At 66.6% G+C, this 24,541-nt stretch carries 22 protein-coding genes; 6 read left to right on the top strand and 16 right to left on the bottom strand.

The window, feature by feature from the left end:
- Positions 1-13 precede the first annotated feature (13 nt).
- The 6 genes from EDC31_RS00350 to glmU form a co-directional block, all read right to left on the bottom strand.
- Positions 14-628, bottom strand: coding sequence for a thiamine phosphate synthase (locus EDC31_RS00350; RefSeq protein ID WP_042059178.1), 615 nt, complete (start codon positions 626-628; stop codon positions 14-16).
- Positions 625-1,398 (bottom strand): thiazole synthase, encoded by a 774-nt coding sequence (locus tag EDC31_RS00345; protein ID WP_042059181.1) that lies wholly within the window; start codon positions 1,396-1,398, stop codon positions 625-627. Before EDC31_RS00345 ends, EDC31_RS00350 begins: the two co-directional genes overlap by 4 nt.
- Before the next feature lie 5 nt (positions 1,399-1,403).
- Positions 1,404-1,601 (bottom strand): sulfur carrier protein ThiS, encoded by a 198-nt coding sequence (thiS, locus tag EDC31_RS00340; RefSeq protein WP_042059183.1) that lies wholly within the window; start codon positions 1,599-1,601, stop codon positions 1,404-1,406.
- A gap of 11 nt (positions 1,602-1,612) precedes the next feature.
- Positions 1,613-2,575 (bottom strand): glycine oxidase ThiO, encoded by a 963-nt coding sequence (gene thiO, locus EDC31_RS00335; protein WP_408735060.1) that lies wholly within the window; start codon positions 2,573-2,575, stop codon positions 1,613-1,615.
- Positions 2,576-2,760: 185 nt separating this feature from the next.
- Positions 2,761-4,584, bottom strand: a complete 1,824-nt coding sequence (gene glmS / locus EDC31_RS00330) for a glutamine--fructose-6-phosphate transaminase (isomerizing) (protein ID WP_042059187.1) — start codon at positions 4,582-4,584, stop codon at positions 2,761-2,763.
- A complete protein-coding gene (glmU, locus tag EDC31_RS00325) occupies positions 4,584-5,933 on the bottom strand; it encodes a bifunctional UDP-N-acetylglucosamine diphosphorylase/glucosamine-1-phosphate N-acetyltransferase GlmU (RefSeq protein ID WP_042059189.1) in 1,350 nt (449 codons plus the stop codon). Before glmU ends, glmS begins: the two co-directional genes overlap by 1 nt.
- Before the next feature lie 115 nt (positions 5,934-6,048).
- Here glmU and EDC31_RS00320 point away from each other — a divergent pair, with 115 nt between their 5' ends.
- On the top strand, positions 6,049-6,729 hold the full coding sequence (locus EDC31_RS00320) for an HAD hydrolase-like protein (protein ID WP_042059192.1): 681 nt from the start codon (positions 6,049-6,051) through the stop codon (positions 6,727-6,729).
- A 23-nt stretch (positions 6,730-6,752) separates the two neighbouring features.
- Here the strand turns inward: EDC31_RS00320 and EDC31_RS00315 are convergent, their stop codons facing one another.
- The 7 genes from EDC31_RS00315 to mutM all read right to left on the bottom strand — a co-directional run bounded on the left by EDC31_RS00315 (position 6,753) and on the right by mutM (position 15,593).
- Positions 6,753-7,544, bottom strand: a complete 792-nt coding sequence (locus EDC31_RS00315) for a DUF3108 domain-containing protein (RefSeq protein ID WP_042059193.1) — start codon at positions 7,542-7,544, stop codon at positions 6,753-6,755.
- Entirely contained in the window at positions 7,537-10,002 is a 2,466-nt protein-coding gene (gene gyrB, locus EDC31_RS00310) for a DNA topoisomerase (ATP-hydrolyzing) subunit B (RefSeq protein ID WP_042059195.1), read from the bottom strand. The genes EDC31_RS00315 and gyrB overlap by 8 nt, the downstream gene beginning before the upstream one ends.
- A gap of 137 nt (positions 10,003-10,139) precedes the next feature.
- A complete protein-coding gene (recF, locus tag EDC31_RS00305) occupies positions 10,140-11,249 on the bottom strand; it encodes a DNA replication/repair protein RecF (protein ID WP_042059197.1) in 1,110 nt (369 codons plus the stop codon).
- Between the two features lie 49 nt (positions 11,250-11,298).
- A complete protein-coding gene (dnaN, locus tag EDC31_RS00300; RefSeq protein WP_042059200.1) occupies positions 11,299-12,423 on the bottom strand; it encodes a DNA polymerase III subunit beta in 1,125 nt (374 codons plus the stop codon).
- Positions 12,424-12,492: 69 nt separating this feature from the next.
- Positions 12,493-13,872, bottom strand: a complete 1,380-nt coding sequence (gene dnaA, locus EDC31_RS00295) for a chromosomal replication initiator protein DnaA (RefSeq protein ID WP_042059296.1) — start codon at positions 13,870-13,872, stop codon at positions 12,493-12,495.
- Between the two features lie 349 nt (positions 13,873-14,221).
- The gene (gene rpsT, locus EDC31_RS00290) at positions 14,222-14,491 is read right to left on the bottom strand and encodes a 30S ribosomal protein S20 (RefSeq protein WP_042059202.1); all 270 of its coding nucleotides are present in this window, start codon (positions 14,489-14,491) and stop codon (positions 14,222-14,224) included.
- 253 nt (positions 14,492-14,744) lie between these two features.
- Complete coding sequence (gene mutM, locus EDC31_RS00285) at positions 14,745-15,593, bottom strand: bifunctional DNA-formamidopyrimidine glycosylase/DNA-(apurinic or apyrimidinic site) lyase (RefSeq protein ID WP_042059205.1); 849 nt, start codon at positions 15,591-15,593, stop codon at positions 14,745-14,747.
- A gap of 29 nt (positions 15,594-15,622) precedes the next feature.
- Between mutM and EDC31_RS00280 the strand changes: the two genes are divergently transcribed.
- The 5 genes from EDC31_RS00280 to EDC31_RS00260 are packed head-to-tail and all read left to right on the top strand — an operon-like array spanning position 15,623 to position 21,206.
- A complete protein-coding gene (locus EDC31_RS00280; RefSeq protein WP_042059207.1) occupies positions 15,623-16,411 on the top strand; it encodes a class I SAM-dependent methyltransferase in 789 nt (262 codons plus the stop codon).
- 6 nt (positions 16,412-16,417) lie between these two features.
- Positions 16,418-17,650, top strand: a complete 1,233-nt coding sequence (gene coaBC / locus EDC31_RS00275; RefSeq protein ID WP_042059210.1) for a bifunctional phosphopantothenoylcysteine decarboxylase/phosphopantothenate--cysteine ligase CoaBC — start codon at positions 16,418-16,420, stop codon at positions 17,648-17,650.
- 45 nt (positions 17,651-17,695) lie between these two features.
- Positions 17,696-18,187: a dUTP diphosphatase gene (gene dut, locus EDC31_RS00270; protein ID WP_042059213.1), complete on the top strand. Its 492-nt coding sequence runs from the start codon at positions 17,696-17,698 to the stop codon at positions 18,185-18,187.
- Between the two features lie 34 nt (positions 18,188-18,221).
- Positions 18,222-19,880 carry an ABC transporter permease subunit gene (locus EDC31_RS00265; protein ID WP_158310326.1) on the top strand — a complete coding sequence of 553 codons (1,659 nt, stop codon included), beginning with the start codon at positions 18,222-18,224 and terminating at the stop codon, positions 19,878-19,880.
- Between the two features lie 9 nt (positions 19,881-19,889).
- Positions 19,890-21,206: an ABC transporter ATP-binding protein gene (locus tag EDC31_RS00260; protein ID WP_042059219.1), complete on the top strand. Its 1,317-nt coding sequence runs from the start codon at positions 19,890-19,892 to the stop codon at positions 21,204-21,206.
- A gap of 15 nt (positions 21,207-21,221) precedes the next feature.
- On the opposite strand, the gene EDC31_RS00255 is transcribed toward EDC31_RS00260, so the two are convergent.
- Genes EDC31_RS00255 through proS form a run of 3 tightly spaced genes read right to left on the bottom strand, consistent with a single transcriptional unit; the run spans position 21,222 to position 24,461 of the window.
- Entirely contained in the window at positions 21,222-21,905 is a 684-nt protein-coding gene (locus EDC31_RS00255; protein WP_042059222.1) for an ABC transporter ATP-binding protein, read from the bottom strand.
- The gene (locus EDC31_RS00250) at positions 21,898-23,145 is read right to left on the bottom strand and encodes a lipoprotein-releasing ABC transporter permease subunit (protein WP_042059224.1); all 1,248 of its coding nucleotides are present in this window, start codon (positions 23,143-23,145) and stop codon (positions 21,898-21,900) included. Before EDC31_RS00250 ends, EDC31_RS00255 begins: the two co-directional genes overlap by 8 nt.
- Entirely contained in the window at positions 23,145-24,461 is a 1,317-nt protein-coding gene (gene proS, locus EDC31_RS00245; RefSeq protein ID WP_042059226.1) for a proline--tRNA ligase, read from the bottom strand. Before proS ends, EDC31_RS00250 begins: the two co-directional genes overlap by 1 nt.
- Between the last annotated feature and the right edge of the window lie 80 nt (positions 24,462-24,541).

Genomic DNA, 24,541 nt, shown 5'->3' with positions numbered 1-24,541 from the left:
CATGGATGTCGCCTCAGGCCGCCCCTTGCCTCGCCGCCGCGAGCCAGCGCGCGACCTGACGTTCGGGGTCGGGCGCGCGGATGAAGTCCGAGACCGCCGCGACAGAGTCCGCTCCGGCATCGAGGCAGGATTTCAGCCGGTCGCGCGTGATGCCGCCGATGGCCACCAATGGCGTCTCCCCGCAGAGACGCCGCCATTCGCGCAGACGCCCGAGACCTTGCGGCGCCCAGACCATTTTCTTCAGCGTCGTCTCCCAGATCGGGCCGAGAGCGACATAGTCCGGCGCGAAGGACAGTGCGCGGTCCAGTTCCTCGTGGGAATGGGTCGAAATGCCGAGCCGGATGCCCGTGGCCCTGATCTGCGCCACATCGGCCGTGTCGAGATCCTCCTGGCCAAGATGGAGATAATCGACGCCGAGTTCGATGCCGAGTTGCCAGTAATCGTTCAGCACGAGGCAGACATTGTGGCGCGCCGCGGCTTCCTGCGCTTCCACGACCTGCGCGCGCAACGTCTCGGGCGGCAGATCCTTGAGGCGAAGCTGAATGAAGCGCGCGCCGGCTCCGCCGAGACGCTCGACCCAGCGGGGATGATCCACGACGGGATAAATGGGGGAGATCAGACGTGTCATGCGTCCAGCATGGCCCGGCCAAGCGTCGGCGTCGAGGGGACAGCCATGTCCCGCTCCGGCATGGGGCCGGCCTCGAATCCGAGGCGCCCGACCTCGCAGGCGAGGCGGAAGGCGCGCGCCATGGCGACGGGATCGCCCGCCTTCGCCACCGCCGTGTTCAGCAGCACGGCGTCGAACCCCATTTCGAACGCCGCCGCGACATGGGACGGGCGGCCGATCCCGGCGTCGATCACCATGGGAATTTCGGGGAAATGGGCACGCAGCGCGCGAAGGCCGAAAAGGTTGTTGAGCCCCCTCCCCGAGCCGATCGGCGCGCCCCATGGCATCAGCACCTCGCACCCGGCGCGCAGCAGGCGCTCGGCGGCCACGAGATCTTCCGTGGTGTAGGGAAAGACCTGGAATCCGTCCTCGGTGAGAAGGCGCGCGGCTTCGACGAGCCCGAACAGATCCGGCTGCAACAGGTCGCCGCTGCCGATGACCTCGAGCTTGATCCAGTTGGTGCCGAACACCTCCCGCGCCATCTGCGCCGTCGTGACCGCCTCGCGCACGCCGTGGCAGCCTGCCGTGTTCGGCAGCACCGGCACGCCGAGGTCCCGCACCAGCGTCCAGAACGCCTGCCCGGCCAGTTGACCCGCCGATTCCCGCCGCAGCGAAACCGTCACGGCGCCGGGCTGGCCCGCGCGCACGGAGTCGGCCAGCACGGCCGGGCTGTCGTAGAGCGCCGTGCCAAGAAGAAGCGGCGAGGCGAAGTCATGCCCATAGGCGCGCATCGTTGCTAACCTCCCTGCATGGGCGCGACGATTTCCAGCCGGCAACCGGGTTCGAGACGGAAATTCTCCCGGGCCGAGGCGGGGACGAACGCGCCGTCCACCGCCGTCGCGATACGCGCCGAGCCGAAGCCAAGCTCGGCCAGCACGTCGGCGAGAACGCCGGAGCGTACGTCGCGCCGCTCGTCATTGACCAGAATTTCCATATGGACCTCCGTTACTCAGCGCCGAACACCATGGCGGCGACCTCCATTCCGCGCGCGGGGGAGAGAAGGAAACCATGGCGATACATGCCGTTCACATGGATCGTCCACCCGTCCCGGATCACTTTCGGGATGTTATCGGGAAAGGACGGGCGCAGACCGGCATTGGCCTCGATGATTTCCGCCTCGGCGAAGGCGGGATGGAGAGCATACGCCGCATTGAGCAGGTCCGTCATTGAACGGACCGTGATCCCACGCGAATCTTCCGCCTCGATCATCGTTGCGCCGACCATGAAGACGCTCTCCGCGCGCGGGACGATGTAGACCGGGATGCGGGGATGCAGCAGGCGGACGGGCCTCCGGAAATGAAGCTCCGGGCAGCGCAGGAGAAGCATCTCGCCGCGCATGCCGCGCAATCCCCTGAGCGAGTCGCGGGCGGCGATCCCCGTGCAGTCGATGTGCCAGTCGAACGCCTCCGGCGCGGGACGATCCTCGCCGTGGAAGATTTTTCCGCCCAGTGCGATCAGCCGTTCGCGCAGGGCGACAAGCGCGGCGCGGGGATCGAGATGGGCTTCCTCGGGAAAGAAGAGCCCCTTGTCGAAGCGATCCGCCAGATCGGGTTCGAGAGCGGCGATGCGCCGACCGTCGAGCGTCTCGAAATGGCTGGTCCTGCGCGCGAAACGGGCGAGTTCCGGCAGATCGCGGGGGGGAGCGACGACAAGCGTGCCGTTGGCGGCGCATTCCGGCACGTGCGCGCGCCACCAGCCGACCGCGTCCAGCGAGTCCCGCGTGATCTCCTCCGGCGCGCTCTCCGCCTCGCACCACGGGGCCAGCATGCCCCCCGCCATCCAGGACGCGCCGCTGCCGATCCGCGCGCCGGCCTCGTGCAGGCAGACGGCGCCGCCGCGCTCGGCCAGTATGACGGCGGTGACGAGACCCGCCACCCCTGCCCCGCTGACCAGAATCTCAGGCTTCATCCTGCCGCTCATTGCTTGCGTGCCTTTTCGCCATGGCGTGCAAAGACGACGCTTCCGCCGGAGCGGATGGTCGCGCCGCGCATCGTCCGGCAAGGAGATACACCTCTGACGGAGGGGAAGATCAAGCGCATGAGCGACCGACCGATCTTTTTCCTGCCGAATGGCGGCGGCAGCGGGACAGGATTTTACTCCACCGTCACCGATTTGGCGAGGTTGCGCGGCTGGTCCACGTCCGTCCCCTTGAGAAGCGCAACCTCATAGGCGAGGATCTGCACCGGGATGGTATAGAGGATCGGCGTGACAAAGGCGTCCACGTCCGGCACCACCACCACGATCTCCGCCAGGTCGCGCAGGCGCGCCGCGCCTTTAGCGTCCGTGAACACCAGGATGCGGCCGCCGCGGGCCTTGGCCTCCTGAAGATTCGACAGGGTCTTGTCGAAGAGAATGGTCGAGGGCGCGATGGCGACGATGGGGACGGTGCGGTCGATCAGCGAGATCGGGCCGTGCTTCATTTCGCCAGCCGCATAGGCCTCGGCATGGATGTAAGAGATTTCCTTGAGCTTGAGCGCGCCTTCCAGCGCCACGGGGAAGCAGATGCCGCGCCCGAGATAGAGCACGTCCCGCGCCTCCGCGATGACCTGCGCCATGGCGCGGATGGCCTCGTCCTGGCCGAACACCTCCGCCGCCCGGGAGGGAAGATCGAGCAGGCACGCGATGAGATGCTGCTGGCGGGCCGGGCCGATGGCGCCGCGCGCCTGGCCGATGGCGATGGTGAGCGCGGCGAGAACGGAGAGCTGCGCTGTGAAGGCCTTGGTGCTGGCGACCGAGATTTCCGGCCCGGCCACCATGCCGAGCGTCACGTCGCTCTCCCGCGCCATGGTGCTGGTCTCGACATTCAGCACGGAGAGGATGTGCTGCTTCGCCGCCCGCAAGCCGCGCAGGGCCGCCAGCGTGTCCGCCGTCTCGCCGGATTGCGAGATGAGCAGGCCGAGGCCGCCCTCGCTCAGCGGCGGATTGCGGTAGCGCATCTCGGACGCGACATCGATATCCACCGGCAAACGCGCTTCCGCTTCCAGCCAGTACCGTCCCACCAGCCCCGCATAGAACGCGGAGCCGCAGGCGGTGATGACGGCGCGCGGAATTTCCTCCAGGGCGAAGGGCAGGTCCGGCAGCGTGATCTGCCGCGTCACGGGGTCGATGATGCGCTGAAGCGTCTGGCCGATGACGACCGGATGCTCGTGCAGTTCCTTCTCCATGTAATGGCGATATCCGTCCTTGCCGACCGCGCCGCCGATCAGGGCGACGGTCTGGATCGGGCGCTCGACCGCCTCGCCCCGCGCGTCGTGGAAAACGACTCCTCCCGGGCGCAGGACGCACCAGTCGCCGTCTTCGAGATAGGCGATCTTCCGCGCCAGCGGCGCGAGGGCGAGACTGTCCGAACCAAGGAACATCTCCCCTTCTCCGATCCCCACCGCCAGCGGCGCGCCATGGCGCGCGCCGATCATCAACCCTTCATGCCCGGTGAAGATCATCGCCAGCGCATAGGCGCCTTCGAGACGCCGCAGGGCGCGGAAGGCGGCTTCTTCCGGAGCAAGCCCCTGTTCCAGCAGGGAATCGACAAGCTGGGCGACGGTTTCCGTATCCGTCTCGGTAGTGAAGACGCGGCCCGCCGCGCTCAGCTCCTCGCGCAGGGTCTCGTAATTCTCGATGATGCCGTTATGCACGACGGCCACCCCGCCCACCGCATGGGGATGGGCGTTCGTCTCGTTCGGGCTGCCATGGGTGGCCCAGCGCGTGTGGCCGATACCCGTCGTGCCGTCCAGCGGCGCGGCGTGCAGGACGCGTTCCAGATTGTCGAGCTTGCCCGCCGCGCGCCGCCGGTCGATCCCCTGCGGGCCGAGCGTGGCGATTCCGGCGGAATCATAGCCGCGATATTCGAGCCGCCGCAGCGCCTCGAAGATGAGCGGGGCCGCAGGGCGCGTCCCGACCACGCCACAGATCCCGCACATCAGCGTTTCTCCTTCCGCGCCAGCAGGGAGTCGCGCAGGATTTTCGCACGCCCTTCCTTGTTGACCTGCCGTCCACGCCCGAAAGCGGCCGCCTCTGCCGGAACCGCCTCGGTGATGACACTTCCGGCGGCGACCAGAGCGCCGTCCCCGACCGTCACCGGCGCGACGAAGATGGAATCCGAGCCGATGAACGCATCGGCGCCGATCGTCGTGCGATGTTTGAACACGCCGTCATAATTGCAGGTGATGGTCCCCGCGCCGACATTGGTGCGCGGGCCGATCGCCGCGTCGCCGAGATAGGTGAGATGATTGGCCTTCGCCCCCTCGCCCAGCGTGACGGCCTTGAGTTCGACGAAATTGCCGACATGCGTGTTCTCTGCGCAGAGTGTGCCGGGGCGCAGCCGGGCATAGGGTCCGATGATCGCGCCGCCGCGCACCTCGCACCCTTCCAGATGGCTGAAGGCGCGGATGGTGACATGGCTGCGGAGGGTGACGCCGGGGCCGAACACGACGTTGGGTTCGATCACCACATCCGGCTCGATCACCGTGTCGGCGCAGAGGAACACCGTTTCGGGCGCGACGAGCGTGACGCCCGCTTCCATCGCCTCGCCGCGCAGGCGGTCCTGAAGCGCCGCCTCGGCGCGCGCCAGCTCCGCGCGGGAATTGATCCCCGCCAGTTCGGCTTCCGGCGCCTCGACGAAGCGCACCGTTCCTTTGGCCGCGGCGAGCGCCACGACATCGGTGAGATAATATTCCCCCTGGACGTTCTCCGCGCGCACGTCGCCGAGCCAGCCGCGCAGGGCGTCGGCCCCGGCGCAGATGACCCCCGCATTGCACAGGTCGATCGCGCGTTCCTCGGACGTGGCGTCCTTCCATTCGACCACCCGCAGGACGCGGTCGCCCTCGGTGACGACGCGGCCGTAGCGTCCGGGATCGGCCGGGCGCATGGCGACGAGCGCCAGTTCGGCTCCCTGCCGTGCATCGAGCAGCGCGCGCATGGTGACGGCGGTGATGAGCGGATTATCCGCATAGAGCACGGCGACGTCGCCCTCGCCGAACAGATCCTGCGCCATGCGGGCCGCGTGGCCGGTGCCGAGACGCTCCTGCTGGACGACCGTCGCATGCGGCGCGCACAAGGCGGCCAGCGCCTCCATGCCGGGGCCGACGACCACGACGATGCGGTCGAACACCGTTTCCGCCGTCGCGATCAGATGGGCGATCATGGGGCGTCCGCCGAGCCGGTGCATGGCCTTGGGCAGGGTCGAGCGCATCCGCGTGCCGAGCCCGGCGGCGAGGATCACGGCGGTGGTCGGACGGGGGGCTGGCACGGAGTGGAAACCTCGGAACAAAAGACAGTGACTGAGTCACGCCGTAGCCAAAGCGCCGGAGAACTGTCAAACCGCTTGCGAGTCACTTCAGGTTGCCGTTTGTTGCCTGCTCCCTCGTGACCGCCCCGGAGCCGACATGACGCGTACACATATTCCCGCCGTCACCCTCGCCGTTTTCGACCTCGATGGCACGCTCGTGGACAGCCTTCCCGATCTTGCCGACGCCGCGCGCGAAATGATGGCCCGCTACGGACTGCCGCGTCCGGATGACGACGTCATTCGCGGCATGATCGGCGATGGAGCGGGCGTGCTCGTGGAGCGGCTTCTCGCCTTCGGGGGCGCGTCTCCGGAGATCGCGCCGGAAAAGGCGATAGCGGAGTTCGTGGCGCTCTACACGCCCCGTTCCTCGCGCCTGACCCGTCCCTTTCCCGGTACGCGCGAGGCTCTCGACACGCTGCGCGGGAGAGGAATCGCCTGCGCCGTGTGCACGAACAAGCCCGAGGCTCCTGCGCGGGATATTCTCCAGGCGCTGGGACTGTCCGACGCCTTCGTCGCTCTGGCGGGCGGCAACACCTTTCCCTGGCGCAAACCGGACCCGCGCCATCTGCTCGGCGTGATCGAACTGGCCGGGCACGCGCCGGAAAACGCGGTCATGATCGGCGATCATCACAATGACCTGCTCGCCGCGCATGGCGCGCATGTGCGGGGAATTTTCGCGGAATGGGGCTACGGGACACCCGGCAACGTCTCGGAGCCGGTCATCATGGCGGAATCGATCTCCCGCATTCCCGCCATCATCGCTGAGATTCCCGTTTAGAAAGCCTCTCCAATATGTTGAATTTACATCTTTTGTGGAATGCGGCTCAGGACCGCTATCATATGTCCTATCTTGGGGTGATCGAATTCGATCCGTACCGCGACGAGACCAAGACCCGGCATTGACTGGAACCAGGCCGATCCCTTACGCGGCGCCTTCATCTCGGCGAGATGAGAACTGTCCTTGATGAATCCCGCGATCTGCTGACCGACGAAGTCGCAGCGGAGGGACTTGCCAAGAAACACCTCGCCCGACCCTTCCGGCACTTTGGCGTCGATCGGTCCGTGAACGGTCATCGAGGTGAGACGGAGACCGTCGAAAATACGGGAGGCGCCGTCGCAGTGGCCGGTCTGTTCGATCGTGTTCAGCAACAGCGCCATGGCGGACAGCGTGTCGATGGCATTGCGCTTTTCATCGTCCGGCACGGGCAGACGATCGTTTTCCGGCGGCGTGAGCTGAGTCACGACCGGGGCGCCGTTCTGATAGGTTACTTCAACGTGGCGCGTCTTGCCGCGAGAATAGCCGCCGCTCCCGAAATTCATGGGCGCGACCCAGCCGTTCTCGAAACGGCCCTCGGCATGGCTCGTGACATCCATGCTGATCAAGATGCTCAGCAAACCGCCCGCGACGAGATGGGTGGTGATGCCGTAACCCCAAGGGGTGAGCTTGTAGCTCGCCGAAGCGTCCGCCACATGGAAGCCATGCGCGAAAACGCGATACTGGGCGTTGACCTGCGGATCGTCGGCCTGAGCGAAACCCGGGGCGGCGGCGGCGAAGAGAGTTCCGGCCGCCAGCAGCGCGGCGCGCCTATACATCCAGATTTGCGACCTTCCGGGCGTTGCCGATGATGAAATCGCGGCGCGGCTCCACAACGTCGCCCATGAGCGTGGAGAAGACCTGCGCCGCATCTTCCACATCGCCGACCTTCACCTGCAGGAGAATGCGCATGGCCGGATCGAGCGTGGTGTTCCACAATTGCTCATTGTTCATCTCGCCCAGCCCTTTGAAGCGGTTGATGGCGAGCCCCTTGCGGCCCTGGGCCAGAATACGGTCGAACAGCGCGGCGGGGCCATTCACTTCAACGGCATGCCCATCCAGAACCAGCGTCGCCGGCCGGGCGAAATCGCGCTCCAGCCTGTCTTCCTCGCCGGTCAGCCAGCGCGCCTCGGCGGAACGAAGCAGGGCGGAATCGAGCGTATAGACCTCGCCGACGCCGCGCACGCTGCGGGCGAGACGGAGTTCGCCCAGATCGGTCGGCGCCACCATCCAGCCGCGTTCATTGGCGGGAGACGCCGCGTCCAGCCGACTCTGGAGCACCGCCGCGCGAGCCTGCGCGACCTCCGCATCAAGGTGCAGGGCGCGGGAAATCACCGCCTGTTCGAGAACCCAGACCGGCACCTTGGTCGAGATACGACGCAGGGTCTGCGCCACCCGCCCGATCGACCGGACCGCGCTCGTCAAGGCCTCGCCACTTAATTCCCGCCCGTCATGGAAACGAAGCGACGTGTTGGCCAGCGCCTTGTCGAGCAGATAGTCCTCAAGTGCTGCGTCGTCCTTCAGATAGCGTTCCTCATTGCCGCGCTTGGCACGGTAAAGCGGCGGCTGGGCGATATAAAGATATCCATTTTCAATGAGTTCCGGCATCTGCCTAAAGAAGAATGTCAGCAGAAGCGTGCGGATATGCGAGCCGTCCACATCGGCGTCCGTCATGATGACGATCTTGTGGTAACGCAGTTTCTCGAGGCTGAATCCGCCCTGATCCGCCTCGCCGCGCCCGATGCCGGTTCCCAGCGCGGTAATGAGCGTGCCCACTTCCGCCGAACTCAACATCCGGTCGAACCGCGCGCGCTCCACGTTCAGGATCTTGCCTTTGAGCGGCAGAATCGCCTGAAAGCGCCGGTCGCGCCCCTGCTTGGCCGTGCCGCCCGCCGAATCGCCCTCCACGATGAAGAGTTCCGACTTCGCGGGGTCCCGCTCCTGGCAATCGGCCAGCTTGCCTGGCAGAGACGACACGTCCAGCACGCCCTTGCGGCGGGTCAACTCCCGCGCGCGGCGCGCGGCGTCACGCGCGGCGGCGGCCTCGATCACCTTGGCGACCACCGCCTTCGCTTCCTTGGGATGCGTCTCGAACCAGTGGGCGATCGCATCGGCGGCGGCGGCCTGCACCACGGGCTGGACCTCGGAAGAAACCAGCTTGTCCTTGGTTTGCGAGGAGAATTTCGGGTCGGGCACCTTGACCGACAGCACGGCCGTCATGCCCTCGCGCATGTCCTCACCCGTCAGCGACGCGGCCTCGCGCTTGCTGTTCATCTCCGCATATTTGCCGACGACGCGCGTCAGCGCCTGCCGGAATCCCGCGAGATGCGTGCCGCCGTCGCGCTGCGGGATATTGTTGGTGAAGCAGAGCATGGTCTCATGGAAGCTGTCATTCCATGTCAGCGCGAATTCGACGCGCATGCCGCTTTCCGGATGATCGACCGAGGCGGCGATGGGCGGCTTGATGACCGGGATCTTGGACGCATCGAGCCACTCGGCGAAGGCGACCAGACCGCCGTCATAGCGGAAGCAGACTTCGCGCGGCTCGGCATGGCGCTCGTCGCGCAGGATGATTTCCATGCCGGAATTGAGAAAGGCGAGTTCGCGCATCCGGCGTTCCAGCACGGCGAAGTCGAATTCCAGCTTCGTAAAGGTCCGCGCACTCGGCTTGAAGGTGACGAGCGTGCCGCGCGGTTCGTCGCTGGGACCGAGGACGGCGAGCGGCGCGTCGCGCTCGCCATGCTGGAAGCGGATGAAGTGCTCCTGGCCCTGCCGCCAGATCCGCACTTCCATCCATTCGGAGAGGGCATTCACCACCGCCGCGCCGACGCCATGCAGACCGCCGGACACCTTGTAGGAATTCTGGTTGAACTTGCCGCCGGCATGAAGCTTCGTCAGCACCACCTCGGCCGCGCTGACCCCTTCCTCTTCATGCAGATCGGTCGGGATGCCGCGCCCGTCATCCCGGACGCTGACCGAGCCGTCGCCATTCAGGGTCAGGACGCAACGTGTCGCATGGCCCGCCTGGGCCTCGTCCACCGCGTTGTCAATGATCTCGAATACCATGTGATGCAGGCCCGACCCGTCATCCGTGTCGCCGATATACATGCCAGGTCGCTTGCGCACCGCGTCGAGGCCACGGAGAACCGAGATGGAGGACGCGCCGTAATCGCTTCCGTCGTCAGGGCTCCGGGAGTCAGATGTCTGGGACGAGGCGACGTGATTGGTATCGGACATACGAGAGGACAGCTCCTGAACGGCTCAAAGGAGTCAGTATAGCGGGAACAGCGCCTGCAAACCATATCCGGCGCGAAAACGCGGGCAGGAATCGCCGCTTGACGACACTTGATACAACGTCTCGGCGTGAGAATATATCATTCTGATTTTAAAAAATTTCCGTGGCGGACATGGACAAATTCCGCCGCGTCGCCCAATGGGGCGAATTCAGCGGCGTCGGTTCCGCTCAGCAGGACGGGCGCATCGATTCCGGCAAGGGCTTGCAGCAGCGCCGTCCGGCGGGTGGCGTCGAGATGCACCAGAGGTTCGTCGAGCAGGAGCGCGGGCGGCTGGCCGCGTCGTTCGGCGATCACCCGCGCATGGGCCAGAACGACGCCGAGCAGCATGGCCTTTTGCTGGCCGCTGCTGGACAGGGCCGCGCTACGCCCGGTGATGCGATCGCTCAGAAGGAGATCGGCTTTCTGCGCGCCATGTTCCGCGCTCCCTCGACTCCGGTCTCCGCCGCGCGCGGCGGCGAGTCTGGCGCGGAGATCGTCCTCGACGGCGAGGGCCGGGCTTGCCGCGAGCGCGGCGGCGATCGGACAGTCCAGCGCCAGATCGCTGCGCGGAAAGCCATGCAGCTCCAGTTCGATCCCGTTCATCGCGTCGATCAGCGCCAGCCGCGCGGCCGTCACGGCGACGGCGTGGCGCGCGACGGATTCTTCCAGCGCGTTCAGCCAGCCGGTCTCTCCGGGACGTTCGATCAGAACCCGGTTGCGCTGGGCCATCGCGCGATCATGCGCGGCCGTTTCCCGCGCATGATGCGGGTCGAGCGCCACGACGAGGCGATCGAGAAAGCGCCGCCGACCGGAATTCGCCTCGGTAAACAGCCGGTCCATCTGCGGCGTGATCCAGACGCAGGCGAAATGCGCGGCGATCTCCGACTGGGCGCGGATGGGCGCGTCATCCAGCAGGAAGAGGCGCCTCGCCCCGCCGGCGGGAGCCCGGCCCGTTCCGATCTTGATCCTTTCCGCGTCATGCGCGAGCCATGCCGCGATTCCCCAGCCGCTCTCCGCGCCGAGGCGCTGCACCTGGCCGAACGGGGCGGCCCGCAGGCCGCGACCGGGCGCGAGAAGCGAGACGGCCTCGAGAAGATTGGTCTTGCCCGCGCCGTTCTCGCCGCTCAGCACCGCGATCCGCCTGCGCGGCGTCCAGTCCAGACGGGCGTAATTGCGGAAATCGGCGAGGACGAGACGGTCTATTCTCACCTTGCGGGGACTATTCTGGCAGAGGCGACTCTGGTCCCGAGGCGGGAACTCAGACCCGCATCGGCATCAGGACATAGAGCGCGGACGGCGAATTGGTGTCGCGCACGAGCGTCGGCGCGGCGCTGTCGGCGAAGGCGAACTCGACCTCCGTCTCGATCTGGTCGGTGATATCGTTGAGATAACGTGCCTGAAAGCCGATCTCGATCGGCTCGGACTCATAGGCGACGCTGGTTTCGTCCAGCTCTTCCTTCGCCATGCCCTGATCCGGACTCACCGCGGAAAGCGTCAGCAGGTTGGGAGCCACGGAGAGCTTCACCGGGCGCGACCGTTCCTGGCTGATCGCGGCGACGCGGCCGACCGCATCGGCGAAATCGCGCTTGCCGACGCGCAGGATGCGATCGTTTCCCTTGGGGATCACGCGTTCATATTCCGGGAAGGTGCCGTCGATCAGCTTGGAGGTCAGCAGAACCGGGCCGGCCCTGAACTGGATGCGCGTATCGGACACGAAAATCTCGATATCCGCCGCGCCCTCGTCCAGCAGCTTGCGGAGTTCGTTGATCGTCTTGCGCGGGACGATGACGCCGGGGATAGCTTCTGCGCCCGACGGCAGCTCCGTCTCCACCCGCGCGAGGCGATGTCCGTCCGTGGCCACCGCGCGCAGCATGGGGCCGGTCTGGCCTTCGGCGACGTGGAGATAGATGCCGTTCAGGTAATAGCGCGTCTCCTCCGTGGAGATGGCGAAGCGCGTGCGGTCGATCAGCCCGCGCAGCGTGGCGGCCGACAAGGCGAAGCTGTGCGGCAGGTCGCCTGCGACCATGGAGGGGAAATCATCCACCGGCAGGACGTTCAGACTGGTGGCGTATTTCGCCGCGCGCAGGCTCAGCGGGGCCTCGCTGCCGGAATGGTCGAGTTCGACGACCGATCCGTCCGGGAGCTTGCGGACGATGTCATACAGCACGGCGGCGGGAGCCGTCGTCACGCCGGGGCGAAGCACCTCCGCGGCGATTTCCTCGACGACGGCGATTTCCATATCCGTGGCCGTGAGACGAAGCAAACCATCCTCCGCCGACATCAGCACATTGGCGAGAATGGGGATGGTGTTGCGCTTCTCCGCCACGCTCTGGATGTGGGCGAGAGCCCGTAACAGCGTGGCGCGGTCAGCCTTGAATTTCATGGAAGTGATGGTCCTCAGCACCGGAAAGGCGAAACGAACGCCGGATGGCCAATGCTATCAGACTGAAGCTCAGCCTTCCAGCATTCGGCGCAGCAATTCCACATCTTCGGCGAAAGCGGCGTCGGTCGTCATGAGTTCGGCCACGCGGCTGACGGCGTGCATGACGGTGGTGTGATCCCGATTGCCGAATTTTCGTCCGATTTCCGGCAGGGAGCGGCTGGTGAGCTGCTTGGCGAGATACATCGCGACCTGACGCGGGCGCGCCACCGCCCTGGCGCGACGGGCGGAGGACATGTCCGTCAGGCGGATATTCCAGTGTTCGGCCACTTTCCGCTGGATTTCCTCGATCGTGACACGACGGTCATGCGCCTTGAGGATGTCGTGAAGCACCTCCTGGGTGCTTTCCAGCGTGACCGGACGACCGAAGAGATTGGCATGGGCGATGAGGCGGTTCAGCGCGCCTTCCAGTTCGCGGACGTTCGACGTGATCTTGTGGGCAAGGAATTCCATCACCTTGGTCGGCACGGCGACGCCGGATGCCTGCGCCTTCGCTTCCAGAATGGAGATGCGCAACTCGAAGGTGGTGGCGTGGATATCGGCGACCATGCCGCAGCCCAGACGGGTGCGGAGACGATCCTCCAGCCCGGAGAGATCCGAGGGCGACTTGTCCGCACTGACGACGATCTGGCGGCCCGCATCCACGAGAGCATTGAATGTATGGAAGAATTCTTCCTGCGTATTATCCTTGCCGATCAGGAATTGCAGATCGTCGATCATCAGCACGTCGACGGAACGCAGATGCTCCTTGAACTCCATCGTCGATTGCGAACGGATCGCGGCAATGAAGCGGTACATGAATTTCTCGGCGGACATGTAGGCGACCGAGACGCGACCGCCGCGCAGAAGCTCCGAGCCGATGGCGTGCATCAGATGCGTCTTGCCAAGTCCCACGCCGCCATAGAGGAACAGCGGGTTGAATCCGGGGCTGGACGGTTTTTCCGCCACGCGCCGGGCGCAGGCATAGGCGAATTCGTTCGGCTTGCCGACGACGAAGCTGTCGAAAGTAAAGCGCGGGTCAAGCGGCGCGGCGAGGTCCGACCGCACTTCCGGCGCGGGCGCAGGCGCTTCGGCCACGACCGCCGGCTCTTCCGCCCGCGAGGACTCGACGACCGGCGAAGCCCCGCCGGGTTGACGTTGGACCTGAAGCTCGACGCGCCGGACGGCCGCGCATTCCACCATCCAGAGTTGCTGCAATCGGTCGCCATATTGGCCGCGGACCCAGTCGCGCAGGAACCGCGTGGGCAGCAGAAGGGTGATTTCGTCTTCCTCGAGGGGGCCGAGAACGATCTGCTTCAGCCAGGTGGCGTATTCGACCTCGCCGACCTCGAGCTTGAGGCGATCGCGGATGCGACTCCAGTGGACAGCCAGACCGGCATCGGCGGGGCTCATGTCGGACGCGGCGATATCGGCTCCGAAATGCGACGCGCTGTCTGCCATATGCCCTTCTCCCAGCGATGTTCCATCGAAAGCTATGACAAAAGACGTGACAGAACCGGGCCCGGCCGAACGCCCAGCCTTACATTCCGTTCATCCAGTCAGAATACGGGGCGGCCATGCCCGGCGCAAGTACAAGATGGCGACGATCAAAAAACCGCCACCTTAATGTGAAGAAGCTCGCATACTACAGCAAAGAAAAGGCACCGCTCATTAGTTGAGCGATGCCCAATCTACTCCACATGTGATCAGAGAAATACCAATCACACGAGCGAGACAACCTGTCCTGAAACTGCTTGCTGTCTCAGGCCGTGGCCAGAGCCTTGATGCGGGCGGAAAGACGCGAAATCTTGCGCGCAACTGTATTGCGGGCCACGACGCCCTTGCCGGCGGCGCGCTGCATCTCCGGCTGCGCCGCGCGGAGCGCCTCGGCCGCGGCACCCTTGTCACCCGACAGGATCGCCGCTTCGACCTTCTTGATGAAGGTGCGCATGCGCGACACGCGGGCCACGTTGCGTTCGCGACGACGTTCGTTCTGACGGATGCGCTTGCGCGCGGAAGCGTTGTTGGCCATGACGATTTTTAGACCTGTTCTACCATTCGGCTCGTTGGAGTCGCTTGCGCGACGACATTCTCAAGCGGTCTCAACCGCCCGAAAAGAGCAGCCCGACCGGCGAAGCGTGGGCTTTAGTCCAGCGCGGCCCGTGCCGTCAAGCGTTTGATGCGGACTCTCGCCCGGGTTTGACGTTGGCGGGAGCCTGCGCGGCGCCGTTCAGCGCCCGTCAGGGGACGGTCGCTCCTTGGCGTGACATCCGGGCGCTTGACCATCATGACGCGGAGCGTTGGCGCAGCGGGCAGAAGAAGCTCGATCGCCCCGACTGGACGATCCGCCGCACGCCGCCGCAAGCGGGCGGGCCGGGACAGTCGGGGCACGGTTCGCCCTCGCGGCCATAGACCCGATGCAGTTCCTGAAATCCGCCCTTCTCGCCGTCCGGCCGCACGTAATCGCGAAGCGTCGAGCCTCCCGCCGCGATGGCTTCCTCCAGCACGGCGGGAATCGCCTCGGCCAGCCGCGCGATTCCGGAGGGAGACAGCGTGTGCGCCTGAATTTCGGGATGAATCCCCGCGCGGAACAGCGCCTCGCAGACATAGATATTGCCCAGCCCGGCGATGAGTTTCTGGTCGAGCAGGACCGTCTTGATCGGACTGCGCCGCCCCGCCAGACATCCGGCAAGCCGGGCTGCGCCAAAATCCGGGCCAAGCGGTTCGACGCCGAGTCCCGCCAGAAGCGGGTGCGCGTCCTCCTCCTCCGTCCGCATCGACAGCACCGCGCCGAAACGGCGGGGATCGACGAGTCCGGCGCGGATTCCGTCCTTCGTCTCGATCACGACATGCTCATGCTTGCGCGCAGAGTTCGTGCCGCGCCGCTCGACGTGAATGCGGCCGGACATGCCGAGATGGAGCAGGACGCTGGTCCCGCCGTCGAGACGCATGAGGATGTATTTGCCGCGCCGCCGGAAGGAGAGAATCCGGCGCCCGCGCGCCAGCTTCGGCAGATCGGCGGGAACGGGCCAGCGGAGATCGGCACGGTTGAGGACGATGCGGGCGATCACCTGCCCGTCCAGCGCCCCGCGCAGGGTCCGCATCACGGTTTCGACTTCGGGAAGCTCTGGCATCTCGGGCGGGGAGCCTATATCGAGAGGGCATGACCGACAACGCCGCTTCCCCTTCGTCTTCCCATCACTCCGATACGTCCGAGTCCGGCACGACGGATTTCGGCTATCGCACCGTCGGCCGGGACGAGAAGAAGCCGCTCGTCCGCGCGGTGTTCGACAGTGTGGCCAATCGCTACGACGTGATGAACGACGTGATGTCGCTCGGCATCCATCGTGTCTGGAAGCGGCTCTTCATCACCACGCTCGGGCCGCGTCCGGGACTTTCCCTGCTGGATCTGGCGGGCGGGACGGGCGATATCAGCTTCGGCTGGCTGAAGGCCGGGGGCGGTCCCGCCCTGCTGACCGACATCAACAGTTCGATGCTCTCGGTGGGGCGCGACCGCGCCGCCGCGCGCGGCTTCGTGGCGGATCTGGATTTCTGCGTGGTCGATGCCGAGGCGATTCCCCTCCCCGACGCAAGCGTGGATCGCGTGGCGATCGCGTTTGGCCTGCGGAACTGCACGGACAAGCCCGCCGTGCTCCGCGAGGCGCGGCGCGTGCTGCGGCCCGGCGGGCGGTTCTGCTGCCTCGAATTCTCCCAGGTGCAGGTGGCGGCGCTCGCGCCGGTCTATGACGCATGGTCGTTCGGCGTCCTGCCGCGCATGGGCGCGCTGATCGCCAAGGATGCCGAGAGCTATCGCTATCTGGCGGAGAGCATCCGCACCTTCCCCGACCAGGAGACGCTGGCCGCGATGATGCGCGAGGCCGGGCTCTCCCATGTCACCTATCGCAATCTTTCCGGCGGGATCGCGGCGATCCATTCGGGCTGGCGCGTGTAGGCGGCGATGCCTGGGGCAGCGACAGGCGGAACGGCGCGTCGGGGGCGGGTTCTCCTCATCATCGGCGGCGGAATCGCGGCCTATAAGAGCCTGGAGCTGATCCGCCTGTTGCGCGGGCGGGACCTCGCCGTGACGCCGGTCCTGACGGCGGCGGGGCGGGAATTCGTCACGCCGCTGTCAGTGCAGACCCTCGCGGGCGAACCGGTGCGCGAAGAGCTGTTCTCGCTGACGGAAGACAGCGCGATCGGGCATATCGAGCTGTCGCGCAGCGCCGATCTGGTGGTGGTCTGCCCGGCGACGGCGAATCTCATGGCGCGCATGCGGGCCGGGCTGGCGGACGATCTCGCCACGACCCTTCTTCTGGCGACCGATACGCCCGTGCTGCTCGCTCCGGCGATGAACGTGCGGATGTGGCAACATCCCGCGACCCGCGAGAGTCTGGCCGTCCTGCGCGAACGGGGCGTGGCGTTCGTCGGCCCCGAAGAGGGCGATATGGCCTGCGGCGAGTTCGGGCCGGGACGGCTGGCCGAGCCGCCCGCGATTCTGGCGGCCATTGAGGGGATGCTCTTTCCCGAGCGCCCTCTGGAGGGATGCCATGCCCTGGTGACGGCGGGGCCGACTCACGAGCCGATCGATCCCGTGCGCGTCATCGCCAATCGCTCCTCCGGGAAACAGGGCTTCGCGATCGCGGCGGCGCTGGCGCGGCTCGGCGCGCGCGTGACTCTGGTCAGCGGACCGGTCAGCCTCGCGACTCCGCCCGGCGTGGCGCGTGTCGATGTCGAGACCGCGCGGGAGATGCTCGACGCCTGTCTCGCGGCGCTTCCGGCCGAGATCGCCGTCTGCGTGGCGGCGGTGGCGGACTGGCGGGTCGAGAGCGAAGCGGCGGGCAAGATCAAAAAGGACGCGGACGGACCGCCGGTGCTCAGACTGGTCGAAAATCCCGATATTCTCGCGACCCTCGCCCGACCCGGCCCGCAACGGCCGCGTCTGGTGATCGGCTTCGCCGCCGAAACCGATCACCTGCTCGAACACGCCGCCGCCAAGCGCGTACGGAAGGGCGCCGACTGGCTGGTCGCCAACAGCGTCGGCGCGGGAAGCGGCGTATTCGGCGGCGACACGAACGCCGTCACCCTGCTGACGGCGACGGGGACCGACTCCTGGCCCGCCCTGCCCAAGGACGAAGTCGCCGGGCGACTGGCGGCGCGGATCGCCAGCGCGTTGTCAGGCGCATTGTCATAAGTCCGCACTTGCGGGCAGCCCTCCCCTTCGGCTCAAATCAGTTCCATGACAGTTCATGATTCGCCCGACTCCATCCCGGTCGAGGTGGTGCGCCTTCCTCATGCGGAAGGGCTCGATCTGCCCGCCTATGCGACGGACGGCGCCGCCGGGCTCGACCTCCTCGCGGCAATCACGGAGGATGTTGTGCTCGCGCCGGGCGGGCGGGCGCTGATTCCGACGGGGCTGAAACTGGCCCTGCCGCAAGGCTACGAGGTGCAGGTGCGTCCCCGCTCCGGCCTCGCCCTGCGTCACGGCATCATGCTGCCCAACGCGCCGGGAACGATCGACGAGGATTACCGCGGCGAACTCGGTGTCATCGTCCTCAATGGCGGAAGCGACTCCTTCACCATCACGCGCGGCATGAGGATCGCGCAGGCCGTGCTGGCTCCGGTGGTGCGGCTGCGCTGGGTGGAGGTGGAGATGCTGGACGCGACGACGAGGGGCGAGGGCGGGTTCGGGAGCACCGGCTTCCATCGGGGCGCATCCGGGAAGGGATGAACGCCATGTCGCGCGGTGACAGGTCATGCATCGGATGAATGACCGTCGAACGGACCGGCTGGCCCTGGCGGCGCTGGGCGCGGTGGCGCTGGCGGTGAGCGTATATGGATCGGGCGGCGCACATCCCGCCGGAATGGCGCGGGCCGCCCTGTCCGCCCTTCCGGAGAGCATGGCCGTCACGGCGCTGCGTTTCGTGCTCGCGCTCGGATGCGGCATGATCCTGACGACGCTTCTCGGCATCGCCTGTGTGCCGCTGCGGCGCTTCGGATTTCTCGGGCTGGCGGGCGTGCGGGTGATGGAGATCGCGCCGCCCATCGGGGTGCTGGCGCTACTCCTGACTCTGGTAACGACTCGCACGGCGCATGAAACCGTCCTGCTGCTCGCGGCGGCGGCTCCGGCGATCTGGGGGGCGGGGCGCGCCATCGGCGAGGCGATCGCCACCGTTCCCGCGGATCTGCACGCCGCGACGCTCGGCATGGGCATGACGGGCTGGCAACGGCTGTGGCGGCTGGAGGTGCCTTTTTCGATTCCGGCGGGGATGCGCGCCCTGCGCGTCGCCTTGCCGGTCTGCTGGATGACCCTGCTTGCCGGCGAGATGCTGGGGGCGGAAAAGCTCTTCGCGCCGGGGCTGGGGGGCATGGCGATTGCCGCCGCCCAGTCGGGGGCCGTGGGGCTGATCCTGCTCGACGCGCTTGCCTGCGCCGTGCTCGTGACGGCGTTCGACCGGATGATGATGGCCCCTGCCCTCGCCTGGGCCGCGCGCTTCGACGGCGGAGGCACCGCCGGGATGCGGCTCGTCTGGCTGCTGGCTATCTGGCGGCGCTGGAAGATATTGAACCGGCTCTCCACGATCGGCCACGCGGTCGTCATTCAGTTGGGAATGATCCGGTTCGGACGGCCGCCGCGCGGTCGCGAGGCGGATAGCGACGCCTGCCCGACGGCCGGGCGCGACGCGGAACTGTTCTGGTGGGTGGTGCTGGCGGCGGCGGTCGCGATGCTGGCCGTCTTTCCGCCTTCCGGGCTGAGGCTGCTGGATCTGGGGCTCGTGATCGAGAACGCCCTGTTCACCACCTTGCGGGTTCTGCTCACCTGTGGCCTGGCCGGGGTGACGGCCTTGCTCCTGGCCAGCCACATCGGCGCGCGGTCCCGGCTGGAGGGTCCGATCCGGCTGCTGGCGCTCTATCCTCCCGTGCTGCTCTATCCCCTCATGGCGGCGTTCGTGCTGGACTGGGGCCTGCATCCGGGAGTCTGGCTCACGGCGCTGGTCTTTCCCGGCACCTTCCTGCTGATGCTGCTCGCCCTGATGGGTGGGATGCGGGCCATGCCGCCCGATCTCATGCGGGCGGCGCGGAGTCTCGACCTGCGCGGCGCCCTGCTCTGGCGGCGGCTGCTTCTGCCGGGTCTCGCCGTGCCTCTGGCGGATGGCGCTTTCGCCGCGTTCATGTGGTGCTGGAACGCCACCCTGATGGCGGACGCGCTCTCCTGGAAAGGCATTCCGGTTCATACGCCGGGTCTCGGCAGCCTGATGAACCGCGCCCTGGCGACGGATGATGCGCAACATGCGGCGCTGACCCTCGTGGCGGCCACGGTGGTGGTGCTCATGCTGAGCCAGCTCGCCTGGTCGAAGCTGCGCGCGCAGCTTGCTCTTCGTTTCACCCTGTCCCCGCGCGTGCCGAGCGGCCGGGCGTACTGAGGCGCGTCCATGCCCCATCCCCTCCTTTCCATTCGCGGTTGCAGCCAGATCTACACCAAGGACAGCAGCGCGGAACTCGCAGTGCTGGATGATGTCAGCTTCAGCATCGAGCCGGGGGAGATCGTCGGCCTCGTCGGGCGGGCGGGCTCGGGAAAATCGACGCTGCTGCGGATCGCCTCCGGATTGCTGAAACCCACCGGCGGCGAGGTGATCTGGCAGGGACGTCCCCTGCACGCGCCGACGCCGGAGATCGGGCTCGTCTTCCAGTCCTTCGCGCTCTTTCCCTGGCTGACGGTCGAGCAGAACATCTCGCTCGGGCTGGAGGCGCAGCGTCTGCCGCGCGGGGTCCGTCAGGAGCGGACGGATTGGATCGTCGATCTGATCGGCCTGTCCGGCTACGAGAACGCCTACCCCAAGGAGCTCTCGGGCGCGATGCAGCAGCGCACCGGACTCGCCCGGGCGCTCGCGCTCAAGCCGAATCTGTTGCTGATGGACGAGCCCTTTGCCGAACTCGATCACCTGACGGCGGAGAATTTGCGGACGGATCTGATCGAACTCTGGTCGGAACATAAATTGCCGATCCAGTCGATGATGCTGGTCACGCATAATATCGAGGAAGCGGTGCTGATGTGCGACCGCATCCTGCTCTTTTCCTCCAATCCCGGCCGGATCTCCTATGAATTGCGCGTGCCGTTCGACCATCCGCGCAACCGCGACGACGCCGAGTTCCGCGCTTTCGTGGACCAGATCTACACGCTGATGACGCGCCGGGCGCCGCTGGTGTCCGAGGCGGACGAGGAGGCCGGGCTCTCGGCGCCCGCGCCCAATCCGCTCGCCATCGTGCTGCCGCCCTTGCAGATCAACGTGATGGTCGGGCTGATGGAGACGCTGGCCGCCGCGCCGCTGGACGGGCGGGCAGACCTGCCGATGCTGGCGGAGCGTCTGCAAATGGCGCTGGACGATCTGTTTCCCATCGGGGAATCGCTGCAACTGCTCGGTTTCGCCGAGCTGGAGGATGGCGACATCCTGCTGACGGAGGATGGCGGCCATTTCGTCGAGGCGGAGCATGAGCAACGGCGCGAATCCATGCGGACCGCGCTGCTCCACGCCATTCCGCTGATCCGCATGATCCGCACCGTGCTGGACGAACGGCCGACTCACGCGGTGAGCACGGACCGCTTCCGGAAGGAGCTCGAAGCCTGCATGTCGCCTGCCTACGCCCAGCAGACGCTCCAGACGGCGGTCAACTGGGCGCGTTATGCGGAACTCTTCGATTTCGACGAGGAGGCCGATCAGTTCCTGCTCGACGAGGACGAGATCGGGTAGAAGCGGGCGAAGGCGTCAAAGCGCGATGACGACCCCGTCGCGCAGCGTGACGCGCCGGTCCATCCGGGCGGCGAGCGCCTCGTTATGGGTCGCGATCAGCGCGGCGACGCCGTCTTCGCGCACGACGCGCAGCAATTCCTCGAACACGATTCCGGATGTGTGCATGTCGAGATTGCCCGTGGGTTCGTCCGCAAGCAGGACATGGGGGCGATTGGCGAGCGCGCGCGCGATGGCGGCGCGCTGCTTCTCCCCGCCGGACATCTTGCCCGGCAGCGCGTTCAGGCGGTGCCCGAGGCCGAAGCGCCGGAGAAGTCCGTCGGCCCGTTCGGCCGCCTCCCTGCGTCCGACGCCCGCGATCAGCTGCGGCATCATGACGTTCTCCCGCGCGGTGAATTCCGCGAGGAGGTGATGGAACTGATAGACGAACCCCACCTCGTCACGGCGGATTTCCGTCCGGCCCCTGTCGCCCATCCGGCCCGCGGACCGGCCGCCGACGAGAATTTCGCCGCTCTCCGGCGCTTCGAGCAGCCCCGCGAGATGCAGCAGGGTCGATTTTCCGGTCCCGCTGGGCGCGACCAGCGCCACGATCTCCCCGGCGCGCAGTTCGAGCCCCGCACCGTCGAGAATGGTCACGATCTCGTCGCCCGACCGGAAACGGCGGACCAACCTCCTGAGGGAGAGAACGGCTTCATCATTCATGGCGCAACGCCTCGATCGGGTCCGTCCGCGCCGCGCGCCAGGAGGGGTAGAGCGTGGCGAGCAAAGAGAGGACGAGCGCCATCAGCACCACCTCCAGAACCTGCGACCAGACGAGCCTGTAGGGCAGGCGTTCGAGATAATAGACCGTGGGATCGAAGGGATTCACCCCGGTCACGCGCTGGATGATCTGCCGGATACGTTCGAGATTGAGGCAGAACACGACGCCGATCACCGTCCCCGTCACCGTGCCGACCACGCCGACGAAGGAGCCGCACATCAGGAAGATCCGCATGATCGACCCCCGGCTCGCGCCCAGCGTGCGCAACACGGCGATGTCGGCGGCCTTGTCCTTTACCATCATGATGAGGGAGGAAATGACGTTGAAGGCCGCCACGAGGATGATGAGGGAAAGGATGAGGAAGAGCACGTTCTGCTCCACCGTCACCGCGCCGAGGAAGGCGTTGTTGCTCTGCGCCCAGTCCATGACCCGCAGGCGCGGATCGTCGAGCCGCTCCGCGATCGCACGGGTGACGGGACGCACGCTCATCGGGTCGGTCGTCGTCACCTGGATCAGCGAGACCGCCCCGGGCATCATCAGGAATTTCTGCGCCGCGCCCAGGGGCATCAGCACGACGGAACTGTCATAATCGTTCACCCCGGCGTCGAAGATTCCGCCGACGCGATAGGCGCGGATGCGCGGCATGGTGCCGAAAGGCGTGGCGCGCCCGTTGGGCGACATCAGCGTGATCCGATCTCCCACCGAGAGCCCGGCCCTCGCGGCCATGGTCGAACCGATGGCCACCGTGTCGTCGCCCTCGAAGGCGGCGACGCTGCCCGCGATGAAATGATCGGACACGGCGCTGAACCGTTTCAGATCCTCCGTGCTGAGACCGCGCAGCAGCCCGCCGGTGGAATAGGGCCCCGCGCTGATCAGCACCGTGCCCTCGGCCATCGCCATCGCCCTGGTGACGCCCTTGACCTGGCGGATGGCGACGAGATCATCCTGATAATTCGTGATCAGGCTGCCCGAGCCGAAGATGGTCAGGTCACCGTTCAGCCCGAGGATGCGGCTCATCAGATCGGCCTTGAAGCCGTTCATCACCGCCATGACGATGATGAGAGTCGCCACGCCCAGCGCGATGCCGACGAGCGAGAAAAGCGCGATGATGGAAGCGAAACGTTCGCCCTTGCGCGCGCGCAGGTAGCGCGCGGCGACCATGCGTTCGAAGCGGCCGAACATCAGGCGCCGAGCACTTTCGCCAGCGCGTCCTCGACGGAGAGTTCGAAGCGCTCGCCGGTAGCGCGGCGCTTGAGCTCGACCGTGCCGTCCTTCGCGCCGCGCGGGCCGACGATCATCTGCCAGGGATGCCCCATCAGATCCGCGTCGTTGAACTTCACGCCGGCCCGCTCGGCCCGGTCGTCATACAGGAAAATCTCCGCACCCGCTGCGTACAGCCGCTCGCAGACCGCATCCGTCGCGGAATCGCCCGGCTTGAGATTGAGGATCGCCGCCTTGTACGGCGCGACGGCGTCCGGCCAGATCAATCCGGCCTCGTCATGGCTCGCCTCGATGATCGCGCCCACGAGGCGCGACACGCCGATGCCGTACGAGCCCATTTCCGGATAGAGCGGCGCGCCGTCGGGTCCGCTGACCGAAATGCCCATGGATTCGGAGTATTTCGTGCCGAAATAGAAAATATGACCGACCTCGATGCCGCGCCCCTCGCGGCGACGACCCTCGGGCACCTCGGCCCAGGCCGCCTCGTCGTGCTTCTCGTCGGTCGCGGCGTAGAAGTGCGTCACCTTGTCGAAAAAAGCCGCGAGACTTGCGCTGTCGTCAATGTCCACCGGCTCGGACAGCCAGTCCTGTTCCTCGAGGGCGGCGTCGTAGAACACGCCGCTTTCCCCCGTCGGGGCAAGGATGAGGAATTCATGGCTGAGATTGCCGCCGATCGGCCCGGTATCCGCCACCATCGGCACGGCGCGCACGCCGAGACGCTGGAAGGTGCGGAGATAGGCGAGCATCATGCGGCGGTAGGATTTGACCGCGCCCTCGTAATCCGCATCGAAAGTGTAGGCGTCCTTCATGAAGAATTCCCGCCCGCGCATCACGCCGAACCGGGGACGCACCTCGTCGCGGAATTTCCATTGGATCTGGTAGAGCACCTGCGGCAATTCCCGATAGGACTTGACCGCGCCGCCGAACAGATCGGTGATCATCTCCTCGTTGGTCGGCCCGTAGAGCAACTCGCGCTCATGCCGGTCCTTCAGGCGCAGCATCTCTGGGCCGTAGGCGTCGTAGCGGCCCGAGCGGCGCCAGAGATCGGCGGACTGGATGGTCGGCATCAGCACTTCCTGCGCGCCGATCGCGTCCTGCTCCTCGCGCACGATGCGCGCGATGTTCCGCAGCACGCGCAAACCCGCGGGCAGCCAGGCATAGATCCCCGCCGCGGTCTGGCGGATCAGCCCGGCGCGCAGCATCAGCCGGTGCGAGGCGATCTGTGCCTCCGAGGGCACTTCCTTCAGGGTCGGTTGGAAAGCGCGGGACAGGCGCATGAAATTTCAGCCTCTTCTGACCGGCCGCCGGGACGGAGGCGGCCGTTGGGACAGGTATACGACAACAGGTACGATTACGG

Origin of the sequence: Acidomonas methanolica, assembly GCF_004346035.1 — a bacterium.
Taxonomy (GTDB): domain Bacteria; phylum Pseudomonadota; class Alphaproteobacteria; order Acetobacterales; family Acetobacteraceae; genus Acidomonas; species Acidomonas methanolica.
Note: the sequence above shows the minus strand (reverse complement) of the source record. Positions and strands in the feature narration are given on the sequence as shown.